Origin of the sequence: Streptacidiphilus anmyonensis, assembly GCF_000787855.1 — a bacterium.
GTDB classification, from domain to species: domain Bacteria; phylum Actinomycetota; class Actinomycetes; order Streptomycetales; family Streptomycetaceae; genus Streptacidiphilus; species Streptacidiphilus anmyonensis.
Genome location: NZ_BBPQ01000053.1, coordinates 1,942 through 14,776, shown reverse-complemented (window position 1 = coordinate 14,776; position 12,835 = coordinate 1,942). Strand labels below are relative to the sequence as shown.

6 protein-coding genes are annotated in these 12,835 nt (G+C 70.2%); 1 reads left to right on the top strand and 5 read right to left on the bottom strand.

Going from position 1 to position 12,835, the window contains the following annotated elements:
• From TR50_RS47190 to TR50_RS31320, 5 genes are all read right to left on the bottom strand, one after another.
• Positions 1-3,570 (bottom strand): hypothetical protein (locus tag TR50_RS47190; RefSeq protein ID WP_052441578.1); only part of this gene is annotated, 3,570 nt, incomplete at its 3' end.
• 28 nt (positions 3,571-3,598) lie between these two features.
• Positions 3,599-5,248, bottom strand: coding sequence for a hypothetical protein (locus TR50_RS31330; RefSeq protein WP_052441577.1), 1,650 nt, complete (start codon positions 5,246-5,248; stop codon positions 3,599-3,601).
• A gap of 30 nt (positions 5,249-5,278) precedes the next feature.
• Positions 5,279-5,866, bottom strand: a complete 588-nt coding sequence (locus tag TR50_RS48230; RefSeq protein ID WP_052441576.1) for a hypothetical protein — start codon at positions 5,864-5,866, stop codon at positions 5,279-5,281.
• Positions 5,867-5,878: 12 nt separating this feature from the next.
• Positions 5,879-10,273 (bottom strand): DUF6603 domain-containing protein, encoded by a 4,395-nt coding sequence (locus tag TR50_RS43095; RefSeq protein WP_052441575.1) that lies wholly within the window; start codon positions 10,271-10,273, stop codon positions 5,879-5,881.
• Positions 10,270-11,682, bottom strand: coding sequence for a hypothetical protein (locus TR50_RS31320; protein ID WP_042429993.1), 1,413 nt, complete (start codon positions 11,680-11,682; stop codon positions 10,270-10,272). The genes TR50_RS43095 and TR50_RS31320 overlap by 4 nt, the downstream gene beginning before the upstream one ends.
• Before the next feature lie 547 nt (positions 11,683-12,229).
• Between TR50_RS31320 and TR50_RS31315 the strand changes: the two genes are divergently transcribed.
• The coding region (locus TR50_RS31315) for a helix-turn-helix transcriptional regulator (protein WP_042429991.1) at positions 12,230-12,835 on the top strand (606 nt) is incomplete at its 3' end.

Genomic DNA, 12,835 nt, shown 5'->3' with positions numbered 1-12,835 from the left:
GTGGACGATCGACTGGGGGTGGGTCGGCGGGGTACCGCCTTCGGCCGGTGAGGGCCCGAGGACGGTCAGCAACGGACCGAGGTTGAAGTTGACCTCCATCGCCGAGAGCGCGCCGTCGACGAACTGCTGCGGGATGTCGAACTGCTTGACCGGCAGGATGCCGGTGTAGGCGTGGATCGCCGCCCGCGGGTCGGCCAGTACGGTGACGTACTGGTAGGTCTGCGGCGCGAAGGTCAGTTGGAGGTAGTTGCCTCCTGCGGTGCTGCCGACCGGTCCGATCACGCGCACGTAGTCCTGTGCGGGCTCGGCCGGTGCCGCGACGGTGCTGTTGAACACGTCGTAGTTCGAACCGCTGAAGTAGCCGATCACGCCGTCCTGGCGGGTGGCCTGGTCGCCGAGCCGGACCGACAGCCGGTAGCTGAGGAGATCCGGGGTGGGCTGGGTGAAGGTGGCCGCCCAGCCGGTGTCGGTGATCGGGTCGCCGTCCAGCTGGAACTGCAGCCTGGTGCGCAGCAGTGCCAGTGGGCGGCCGATCAGTACCGAGAGGTTGGCGTCTGCCCTGTTGCCCAACGGGTCGGTGGTCCACAGTGTCTGGTCGATGGAGGCGAGGAACGCCTGGAAGCCGGCCTCGGTCGCCAGTTGCGGAGAAGAAAGCATGTCGCGCAGGTGTGGCGCGAGGCGGCCCACGTCGTCCAGGGTCACGCCGGAGTGCGGGGGCGGCGTCCACTGGCCGAGCTTGCCGCCGTCGGCCTGCGCGTACAGCCGGAACTCGCCGAGCGCGGTGCCGTCCGGAGCGAAGACCAGGATGCTGTTGTCCAGGTGGTTGGGCAGCACCCAGCCGGAGATCGGCATGACCTGCGGATCCTGCTCGTACACCAGGGTGTCGTCGGTCGCGTCGAGCAGCCGGACGTCCAGCCGGGCGTACTGCAGCAGTCGGGGTGGCAGTTGCAGCACCGAGTCGACCTTGGGGACCAGGGCCCGCTCCGGCGCCAGCGCCGGGTCGATCCGCACGGGGAAGTCGGCGTAGTCGAACAGGCCGCTGGACTGCCCGGACTGGATCACGTACAGGGTCCGGCCGAACTTGTCGTAGAGCTGGAAATCGGTGAAGTAGAACCCGCCCTGCCGGGCGCCGTGGAACGGCAGCGCGGGCCCGTTCGGGAAGAACGGCACCGTGTTGACCTGCCCCTGGCTGGCCGGTGGCAGCGTCAGCGCCGACGGGACGACACCGCCGCCGCCGCTGCCGTCGCCGTAGCCGGTCAGCCCGGCCACCGGGTAGCCGCTGAGTTGGTCGGTGTCGGTCGGACGGCGGAAGGCCCGGCTGTCGCGCAGGCTGAGCAGCTGCTGAAAGCCAGTCAGTTCCTGGGCCAGGAAACGCCAGCCGTAGACGCTGGCGATCCACTGGTCGATCTGGGCCAGCTCGGTGTCCGTGCCGTACTGGCGCACGAACGCGTCGAGCCGGGAGCCGAAGACGTTCCCGGCGTGCGGGCTGAGCAGCGAGATGCCGCCGATCACGCGCTGCTCGCTCGGGACCGAGGAGGCAGTGGCGGCCAGCCGGTAGTCAAGGCCGTCGAAGGTCCACGAAGGCGCATCGCCCGCAGCGAAGGGGACGGAGGTGTAGGTGCCGGACCACTCCAGGAACATCGGGCTCCACGGCTGTTGCCAGCCGGTGAGGTTCAGCGCGGGCAGGCTCCCGGTGTAGGCCGCCGGGTCGTGCGCGGTCATCGCCGCGGCCAGCTGGGCCTGCGGTTGCCCCGTGGCCGTGGCGATGGTCGCGGCGTTGCCGGGGTCCAGCAGCAGGAACTCCTGCAGCAGCGGTTGCGCGGCGCTGGTCGGCACCGCGGCCAGGCTGCCGACCACGCCCAGCAGGCCGGCCACCGCGGCGGCGCCCACGGTGCTGGTGGGGTTGAGCGTGAATCCGGTGACCAGGTCGTCGCAGGGACGTACCGGCAGGGCGCCGGTTCCGGTCGCTGAGGGCGGCCCCTGCACACCGGAGAGCACCACCACCGGGTTGTTGGCCTGCCAGTAGCGCGGGGCGGCGACGGCCTTGAGCATCTTGCCGGGGGCCAGTTGCTTACCGGTGGCGAACGCGGCGATGCCGTTGCGCAGGGCCTGCTGGGCGTTGTCGGTGCCGGTCCGGTCCGGCTGCGGCACCTGCGGCAGCAACTGCTGGACGATGCCGAACTGGGCGACGAGCCGGGCGGCGGTGCTCCCGGGGTGCTGCGGGTCGAGCTGGTCGGCCAACCGGCTCTGGAACTGAGTCAGATCCCCTACACCGCTGGGTGGTTGGGGGAAGGTGTTGGCCGGGTCGGACAGGTGGCCGTTCTTCAGCCACAGCGCGTGCAGCTGCCACTGCAGGCTGTACAGCGAGGTCAAGGCGGCGTCCAGCTCTGTCTGAGCCTGGTTGAGCTGCGTGAGCCACTGCTGCTCGTCCGCGGTGAGGGTGGTTGCGGTGCTGCCGTCGGAGGAGTCGTCGACGATGGTCCAGGAATAGCCGCCGGCTTTGGAGCCGAACCAGGCCTGCCGGATCTGCTCGTCCAGCAGCGCGTCGCCGTTGATCTCGTTGAGTTGCTGGAGCAGGTCGTACTGGAAGGCGCGCAGGAGTCGGGCCTTGGCGGGGTCGTCGAGCTGCGGGCCGATCAGTGCGGTGAACGCGTCGACGGTGGTGTTGCCGACGCCGATGTTGAGCTCGCCGCTGTCCCGGATGGCCTGCAGCGGGTCGTCGGCCGGTGCGGGACCGGTGCGGTGCCAGTCGACCGAGAACGCCGCGCCGTGCAGGACGCTTTGATCGGTGGGCGAGGTGGAGCCGCCGGACAGGGTCCAGCCCAGTTGCTGCAGCAGGTCCGTGTAGGCGGTGGCGTCGGAGCCGGCCGGCGCGAGGATGTCCTGGGCCGGGTCGGAGTACCAGCCGAGCACGAAGTAGCTGAGCGTGTCGTCGTCGATGCCGGTGAGCGGGTCGTGGAAGGAGAAGACGCCCAGGTTGTGCGCCAGGTAGGAGCTGAAGAGCGGGTTGGACGGGGCGACCGCGCTGAGGAACATGGGCTGTGCGGCACGTTCGGACCACTGGCCGAGCGGGAAGGAGACGCCGAGTGCGGCGACCTGGACGGTGGTCGCCGCCGGGTTCAAGGTGGTGGCCCGCCGGATCGGGTCGGCGGAGGACTTCCAGGCGTCGATCAACCCGGGCTCGGCCAGGTACATGCTGGTGTCGGCCGAGTCCGCGGTCGTCACCGCCGGGGTGTGGGGGCAGTCGCTCTCCAGCACCCAGGCGGCGGCCTGCCTGCGGCTGGTACCGCTGAGCCGGACGATCAGCCAGCGGTTGGGCACCAGCGGGTACTGGCCGCTGGGTGTGTCGGCGGCCGAGTGCCGCAGCGCCTCCGGCAGCGTCCAGTTCAGGTAGACGCCCGGCTTCTGGCCGCCCACCGAGCGGTCCAGTGCCAGGGGTTCCGGGCTCTTCCAGTGCGCCAGCGACGGGTAGGCGAACTGCCACCAGCGGAAGGTGTCCCTGGCCGTCACCGCCTGGTTCACCACGAGGGCGTCGAGCTGCACGGGCACGGCGAGAGGTGAGCCGGGCATGGAGACCGTCCTTGTCCGTGATGGTGGTTCAGCGGGTCTGGGTGGTGAACCTGATGGCTTCGGGGGACTTCACCATCTGCAGCGCGAAGTCGGCGGGCCCGAAGTCGGGTACGGCTGCGCCGGCGGCCGACAGCGCGTCCTTGATCTGCCGCACCGCGGTGGTGACGTCCAGCACGGTCCCGCCGCCGCGCAGGCTGCCGGGTACCAGCGGCAGCGGGGTGGGCAGCTGGGTGCCCAGCGGCACCTGGCCGCCGGGGACGGGTTGGCGCATCGGCAGGTTGCCGTCGTCGTCGACCCCGAGCCGGAAGCCCTCCTGCGGCTCGGCGAACTCGACCTGGTCCGGCACTCCCCAGAACAGGCACAGGAGCAGGTCGTCGGCCAGCCGGTCCATGCGCAGGATGCGCAGGCTGCCGCCGTCGGCCAGGCTGCCGCGGACGGCCAGGTTGGGCCAACCGGAGACCACCGCCGAGCGCAGCAGGAACCCGCTGATCAGTTTCTCGGTGACCTCGGCGGCCGACGGGTCCACCCCGATCCGCCGCACGCGCATCGCCTTGGCCGCGGTGTCGGTGGCCCGCCGGATCAGATCGCCCATGATCTCGGTGAAGAAGCTGTCCCGGCTGGACTGCGTGCCGATGCTCACCGCGCCGTCGGTCAGCGCGCGCAGCCAATTGTCGTCCAGGTAGAAGAAGCGCAGCGTCTCCGGGGCGAGCATCCGATTGTCCGGGACCAGCACGTTGAAGGGCACCGGGTAGAGCAGCAGCAGATTGGCCAGCCACGTGGCCACCGGCAGCAGGCTGGACTGCGTCTGGTCCGCGATCAGTGCCTGCGCCTGCGGGTCGGCCAGGAAGTTCCTGACCGCCGTGGTCGGGTCCGGGTCCGGGGCCGGCGGCGGGTCGGCGCGCAGCGGACGGGTGGCCGGGCGGGCGACCGGGGTAGTGCCGAGGCTGCTGAGCAGATCGGTCGACAAGAACCGCAGGAACTCGGCCTGGACCTGGGTGTTCGAGCTCAACTCCGCGATCTGGGACGCTGAGAAGGCGTCGCTCCGCAGCCGCTGAAGGAGGCTGTCGGTGAGCTGGTGACCGCGCTGCCTGAAGTCGTACAGTGCCTGGCCGAAAGTCCGGTCGGCCAGCGCCAGCGCACGTCCGGTCTGCCACGCGGTGGCCAGTGAGGCGTCGAAGACGCCGAACTCGCTCTGGTAGATCAGCGCGGCGTCCGAGGTGGGAAACGGCGTGCCGTCGGCGAGCGGTGTACTGGGCGCCGGCACGCACGGCCCGCGGTACCAGGCGAAGGTCTGCTCGCCGGTGCGGAGTCGGTACGGCAGGGGCACGAACCCGTCCGCCAACCGTCGGTCGACTTCCGCGCCGGCCGGGGTGGCGGTGCTGCCGGGGGCGGTGGCGGCCGGCAGCCGCAGCCACAGGTCCGCCGGAGTGTAGGTGGTGCCGTCGTACTCCTGGCCGACCAGGTTCTCCATCAGTCCGCGGAAGTCCTGCGTGGGGTCGGCCACCGTGTTGAAGGTCCAGCTGGCGAGCGAGAGCAACGCCACCGAGGTGTGGGCGCCGAAGTCCGGCTGGTCCACCAGGTAGGGTTCGAGACCTTCCAACGACACCAGGTGCGCGATGCTCTTCTGCGCGCCGGGGCCGTTTCCGCTGGGCGCGGCCGGGAACCGGTTGCCCACCACGACCGAGAACAGTCCGTTCTGCTCCAGGCCCTACTCGGCCTTGTCGGCAATGTTGGACTGCCGACAGTGCGCCAGGAACCGCAGCTCCGGCAGTCGCGGGGTGAGTGCCTGGAACAGCGTGGCCGGTAACTGGATGAAGGTGCACGGGTCGGTACCGGCGACATCGCCCTCCACGGTGAGAGCGGGCTTGAGCACGGCCGGGTCGGCGCTGAGGAAGCTCGCCACCGTCCCGCTCTGGGTGCGGGTGGGACCGGTGCCGCCGGTGATCTCGTCCTCCCCGAGCACCAGCACCGCCAGCCAGGGCTGACGCTCCGACGAGCCGGTCATGGCGCGCTCCCAGGGCAGCAGCGCGTCGTTCAGCACGATGTGCGGCAGCACCCGCGCGTACTGCCCGGTGCTGCCGGCCGGAGGGTAGCGGTTGAGGACGGCGGTGGTGTCCACCGCGAACTGCGGCGCGCTGACCACCAGGTCCTGGGTGGCGCCCAGCGCACCGGTGTCCACCCCGTCCAGGGTGTGCCCGACGGCGATGCGCCAGTTGCCGGCGGCCAGCGCGGGCACGTAGTTGTCATAGAACTGCAGGTCGCCGACGCGTATGTCGGCCGTCACCGAGGTGGGCACGGGAGCTCCGTTTCAGTTCTGCTGGGCCGGAGAGTCGCTGAACAGGTGACCGGCGCCGGCGGCCAGCACGGCCAGGTCGCCGTCCACACCGACGAACAGCGCGCTGCCGTCCGGCATGACCGCGCCTGCGAGCACCCCGAACAGGGCAGACCGGCCCTGCTGCGCGGCGCCGGTGCTCACCTGTCGCAGCAGCCCGACCGTCTGCTCGCTCGGGGTGGGCAGGTAGTCCGTTGACAAGGTGACCGCCGCGGACAGCGGCGCCTGGCCGGCCGGGGACAGGTAGTCCGCCATCAGCAGCTGCACCGGGAGCGGGCCGCGGCTGTTGCCCGGCCGCGGGGTCGGGGCGGTGACCGAGAAGCCGCACAGCTCGCCGGGCAGCACGTCCGCCGAAGGCGCGGCCGGGACCTGGCTGAACGGCACCGGCGGCGCCGACCACAGCGAGGCCGGCATCGTCTGCGGCAGCGGCTCCAGCGTCCAACCGGAGGTGTCGACGGGCGTGGCCGAGCTGCCCTGGTAGATGGACAGGCTGTGGGTGGAGGCCACCCCGCTCAGGTTCATCGGCTTGATCGCGATGCCGTCCGGTGCGGTGCCGGACGACTGCACGGTGCGGCCCGCGTATGCCAGCTCGCTGGCCGGCATCGCCGAGCGGGTCTGAAAGGCCAACTGCTTGGACCGGACGATCCACAGCTTGCCGCTGCTGTTCTCCGGGGCGTCCTGGGTCTTGAACAGTCCGTCCGTGATGGAGATGCTGCACACGTCGGCCGCGGCGGGAAGCAGTGCGCTGAAGTCGCTCCACGACAGCGGCTCACTCGCGGCGGCGGCGGAGCCGTCCGAGCCGAACCGGACGCTGAAGCTGACGACCACCAGGTCCACCCGGACGACGCCGCTGGTGGGCGGGCCCCACAGGCTCAGGTCGGCGCCCAGGCTGAGGCTGATCGTCTTGTGGCAGAACAGCAGGTTCAGCCGGTAGGACACGCCGATCGAGACGGAGATCTCGGCGGCGTAGGAGAAGGGATGCCAGCTGACCAGGAAGTCCGCCTGCGCGGTGAACCAGGCTTGCAGGTCGCCGTCGTGGAAGAGCACCTCCAGGCCGCCACCCGCCATCGCGCAGGAGCCGGTCAGCGCGAAGTAGGCGTTGCCCTTGATGCTCACCACGTCGCTGACGGGCCAGTTGAAGCCGAGTCGGGGCACCTTGGGGAAGTTGCCCGGGATCTGGAAGGCAGGGTGGTAGCCGCCCAGGGTGACCACGAACTGCCCCGCGTCGGGGTTGTCGCCGAACCACAGGCAGAAGGCGAAGCCACCGGTCAGGTGGCAGTCCGGGGTGAGGACGTAGCTGTTGTCGCTCAGGATCGCGGTGGCCGAGACGTAGCCCTGGGCGGGCTGCACGACCACCCGGATCATCATCTCGACGTAGGCGCAGGCCTGCGACCCGGCCTCGGGCAGCGGCAGTTGCAGGGTCGACGTGCCCAGCAGTGCGATGTTCAGCTCCTGGCCGAACTCGGCCACCAGCAGCGCCTTGGTGCTGACCAGCTCGAACGAGGTGAACTCCACCCCGGCGGCCAGCCAGAACTCGCCGGCCTTCGGCGTGATCCAGGCCTTGGTGACGCCGTTCAGGGGTGCGTCGCCTTCCAGCACGTGCAGGATCTGCGACGGATCCTGCGGTGTGCCGGTGCCGGTGCCTGGCGGCGGCGTGGTGGCGAGCGCCAGGAGCGGGAAGCCCGCCACCTCGTCCTGACCGGGGACGGCCAAGGAACGGTTGAAGCCGAAGCCGCCCATCAGCCCGGTCACGAAGAAGGCCGGCGGGCCGCCGAGCGGTGCCTCCAACTGGGCGAAGACGAACAGCGACGGCAAGCCGGTGGACGACTGGGCGTAGGAGCCGAGCGCGCCGATGGTGAAGTCCTCGGCCTTGACGACCAGTTCCCCGTCGAACTGCAGCTCCACGCCCGGAGCCAGGCTCGACTGCGGCACCCTCAGCATCGCACCGAGCACCTGCAGCGGCGGGGTGGAGTAGGACAGGCCGAGGCCGGTGAGGGTGAAGACCGGGGCGAACGCGTCCAGCGGCGAGCCGACACCGAGCCCGTCCAGCGAGAGCCCCAGCGGACCGAAGGCGATGTCGGCGTCCAGAGCGAAGATCAGCGTGCCGTTGGCGTATTCCATGCCGACCCGCTGGAGCTGCAGCGGGCCGAAGGTCTTGCCGACGTCGAGCCAGGTGCCGCTGCCCTGAGTCGGCGGCGGGGGCGGCTGCGGGGTCGGATCGACCGGCGCGGGCGGCCCGGAGCCCGGCCCGGGATCCGCGACCGGCAGGCCCTCAGGAGTGATCACCTTGGCGGCCGGTAGCTGCTGCTGGTCGTCGGGCGTGCCGAACGGCAGGCGCAACGACTGCGTGTCGCCGCCCAGTCGCAGGTTCGCGACGAGGACCATTCCGGCGTCCAGGGACGCGTACCCGAGCGGCTGGCCTCCCAGCGCCGTCAGGGTGGTGTCCAGCGCGGTCACCGCCCCGGCCGAGTGGTCGGCCGAGGCGTAGGCGACCTCCACCTGCGCGATGCCGACGTCCACCGAGGGCGGGATCTGCGGCCCGGCGACCGGGAGGTCGGACAGCTTCACGTTCAGCGGCACCGTCAGGTCCATCAGGTACGCGGGCTGGGAGTCCACGGTCGAGGCGGCGAAGACCAGTTGCCCGTAGTTCTGCGAGCGGGCGGTGAGGACGAGGTTGCCGGCGGTGAAGTCGTAGCTGAAGCCCGCCCCGGTCAAGGCCAGGTCCAGGTTGCCGGGCAGCGTGGGCATGTCGGTCCAGCCGAACGCGGCGGCGATGTCGCCGAACTCCAGCGGGCTGCCGGTACTGGTCCAGGTGGCGCTGAGCAGCGACCCGGCGGCGCCGAGGTCCAGGTGCAGCGCGAACGCCTCCTCCCCGATTGCCAGCGCGCCGACGAGTTGCACCGAGTACCCGGTGGCGGCCTTGCTGAACACCACGGTCAGGTGCGCGGTCAGCTGGGTGTCGAGTACCGGCAGGGAGACCTGGGCGCTGCCGTAACAGGTGTAGTCGAAGGGCTTACCCGGCGCGGACCTGGTGGCGTCGATGCCGAAGTCGGAGAAGGAGATACCGCGCAACGCCTCGGGCACCGAGTCCTGGCTGCCCAGCAGCCCGGCCACCAGGTCGCCCAGGTCGACCGAGCCGTAGTAGCTGCCGCTGACGGAACTGACCTCCCAGGAGGTCTGCTTCTCCAGCCCGACGGTGAAGTCGAATTCGCCGGTGAAGATGTCCGGCAGGAACCGGGCCCGCGCGGCGATGCGGGCCGAGGTCCAGTCCAGACCGGACGGGTCCACCGTCTCGATGACCAGGTTCAGTCCGTCCAGCACCAGCACGTCGTCGATCAGCGGCCACGGCTGCAGGGTGCTGAGGGAGAGCCCGAAATAGCCGACACCCGGGGTGGTCGTGACGGTCATGGCGAAGTTGTCCAGCCCAACCGAGCTGAAGACGGAGGTGAGTTCGGCCGGGATGTAGTCGGTGAAACCAGCGCCACCGGGCAGGCTCTCGACCAGGGCAGTGATCGAGTGCGAGGCGGGCAACGGGGTGGTGGAGACCCGGTACACCGCGCCGGCCATCGGGATGGACACCGACACCTGCAGTACCTGCTGGAACGTCCCCAGAACCAGCAGATCGACGTCCTGGAGCGGGGCGGTGTCGTCGTCGGCCGTGCCGATCCGCACGGCGACCCGCGGGTCGGTGAGCGACAGCCCGTAGGGTGCCGCGCCGATACTGAACCCCGAGCCGCCGATCGGGGCAGTCAGCATGCCGACGGGCAAAAGCTGGCCGGTGGTCGGCGCGAACGGGCCGAAGCAGCGCAAGGACATGTCGTCGCCGATCACCTGGCCCAGCAGGCCGGCCAGCCCCGCCACCCCGCCCAGCCCGATTCGGCACAGCAGGTTCTGACCCGGTGCCAGGTCGACACTCGTGCCGTCCTCACCCGGCCAGGTGAACGCCGACTGTTCGACGGTGCCGTAGACGAACCGGGCTCCGCTCACGGTCGACACGTCGAAGGGGAAGAGCGCAAGACCGGTGAAGCTGTCGGTGAACGTCCAGCCGTCCGGCATGGTGGCGGTGACGGAGAGCTGCAGCGCGCCGTCTGCGATCCACAGGCTCAGCGCAATCGGCACATCCGCCACCCTCAGCACGGCAGCGGTGCCGGTACCGACGGTCAGCACGTTGCCGGTCGGATCACCGATGTCTCCGGAGGCGACCCCGGTCACCGTCAGGAACTGCTGGTCCGGCAGCGCGAACGCCGTGGCGAGCGCGCCGGCTTCGGGCGCGGCCAGGATCGTCTGGTCGAATGTGATCGGCTCGTGCGCGGCAGCCAGGCCGCGCAGGTGGGCGGCAAGCGCGGTGAGATCCGTGAACGGCCCGGTCATGGCCTGTCCCGTCGCTGCACGACCTGCTGCCCAGTTCCGTTGATCTTGAACGTGTCCTTGATCGCGGCAGCATCCACGAAACCGGCACCAAGCGCGCCACTGGTCAACTGCTCCACGCCCTGGCTCTTGGCCTGGGCCCGGACGATCTCGCTGCCGGCCGTCTTCCGGATCTCCTCCGATGCGCTCGGCAGCACCTTATGGATGATGAAGTCGCTCAGGGTCTGCTCGACACCGCGGACTTCGCGGGGCATCACCCGAATCGGCGGCGGTGGCGTGCCGATCGGCGGACTGGCGCTCTCGGCATCGGCGATCAACATGGTCAGGTCCTGGCGCCCCTTGTTCACCTTTGCCGCACCGTTCGATTTGTCGGGGGTGGGATTCTCTTTGTGCACACTGATCCCCGAGTAGAACCGGTAGGGGATGGCGGCGGGTCTGGCGCTGTCGAAGTACTTGACGATGCTCACGTCCTCGGCCGACGTGATGAACAGCCGGCCGAAGTTGAGGCGCTGGGTGTCGAAGTAGGCGACGTTCCAGAGCGCGGCCTGCTGGACGATCCCGCTTGCCGCCCACGACGTCGGAAGGCCTGCTGCCTGCTGGCCGCGTTGGCTGGCGATCTCTTTCTTGGCCCACGCCTTGTTGGCGGCGGCCGGCTCGGCCTTTGTCCCGCCCTGGAAGCCCACACACGGGTCAGCGTTGAGCACCGCCTCGACCGCGGCGAAGCCGGGGAAGTTGCTGAGCGCGACGACGTTGTCATCGATGATCCAGGCCGAGTTCCACGGTGCCGTGCCTCCAGCCTTGGCGGCAGCCTGCTGGCGCAGTGTCTTGCAGAACTCCATGGCGGCGAACCGGGTCGCGCCGAAACCGAGCAGGGAGAGATTGCGCCGCGCACCAGCCGCTTTGGCGAAGCTCCAGCCCACCGGAGTGATCCCGGTCCCGGCCAACGTCTTCTTGTAGAAGTCGTATTCGGCTATGTTGACGACTACGTAGACATTGCGGTTCGGGTTCAGCCCGAGCCTGCTCGGTGTGTACAACGGTGGCGAGATGCCGAGATCCCCGGTCAGCGCGCGCAAGTCGCTGGCACTGTCGTAATGCGCGACACCCAGGGTTAACAGCTGGGCGCCAGCCGCATCGATGCCTGTCCTGATCCACCGGGCCCGGTTGCTGGACACCACCACCAGCGGCGGCAGGTGCGTGGCTTCGGCGGCGACGGTATTCACCCAGTTCGGCACGGTCAGTTCAAGCCCTTGGTCGATCAGGCCCAAGGACTTGAGCATATTCATCCGGTTCTGCAGCAGACCGGTGTAGATGGCCCCGTCGTCGTTTCTGAATTCGATGTCGTCCAGCGGCGTGTACTTATCGTTCACCAGCGGCGGACCGTAGCTCGTGTTCTTCCCGGTGACGATCGCCACCACACACCCCCTGGAGTTACTGGTCAAGAACCGGCTGGGAAAGCAGGGCCGTCTTCATCAGAATCAACAGCGTGCGTTACCACGCGTGCCTGGTCGTCGATCGGCACGGAACCGCGCTGGTGGGTTTGGCCGATTCGGCTGGTACAAAGCAGATCACCAAGCTGGTCGGGGCACCAGGAAGAAGAACGGGACGAACCACCGGAGGAACCCGGGTCCGACCGGAAGAACCCGCATCGAAGGACCGCCGGGGCCCGACCGGCGAGCCGGACACGACCCGTCGCACGTGCCGATGGTGCGGGCAAGGTGACGTTGCCTCAGTTGTCGGGCCGCCGTGTGTGTCGCGGCGAAGGACGGGCACGCTTCGGCGGCCGAGGGTAGGATCGGTCGGCTTGCTACTGGACGGTAGGGCGCTGGGGGCCCACTATTCCTGTCCCTCCGCGGGCGGGACGTGGTGTGACGTCCGGACATCGGGGGAGGGTGTGTTGGTCGAGCCACGGAGTTCGCGCCGGACGAGTGCGGCGGCGGGCCGTTGAGGGAGTTCGGCGAGATGCTGCGGGAGTACCGGCGGGAGGCCGGGCTCACCCAGGAGGAGCTCGCCGAGGCGGCCGGCCTGTCCGCCCGGTCGGTCAGGGATCTGGAGCGCGGGCGACACGGGCGCCCGCAGCGCCGCACGGCGGAGCAACTGGTGTCGGCGCTGGGCCTGGTGGGGAGCGCCGCCGCCGCGCTGCTGGCAGCCGGGCGCCCGAGGCGCCCGGCGGACCCGCCGGCCGACCGCGGCCGGGAAGGAAGCGTGCTGCTCGACCGGGCCGAACAGCTCGCCGTGGTGGAGCGCGCGGCCGCGGCGGCACGGGCCGGTCGGGGCGCGGTGGTGCTGGTGCGGGCCGGTGCGGGGCTGGGTAAGACCTCGCTGCTGAACGCCTGGGCGGGCGCCGAACAGGCCCGGGGGATGCGGGTGGTGCGCGCCGACGGCGGCGAGTTGGAGCAGGACTTCGCCTTCTCGGTGCTGCGGCAGCTGGCCGATCCGCTGCTGGCCCGGGCCGGACGTGCCGGACGGGAGCGCCTGCTGTCGGGCCCGGCGCAACTGGCCTCGTACGCCCTGCGGGTGGCCGATGCCGACGGGGAGCAGGGGCTGTCGCCGGAGGCGTCCCTGGGC

Coding starts and splice junctions, on each gene's coding strand:
- TR50_RS43095 (WP_052441575.1), bottom strand. CDS start 10,273: ATGACCGGGCCGTTCACGGATCTCACCGCGCTTGCCGCCCACCTGCGC.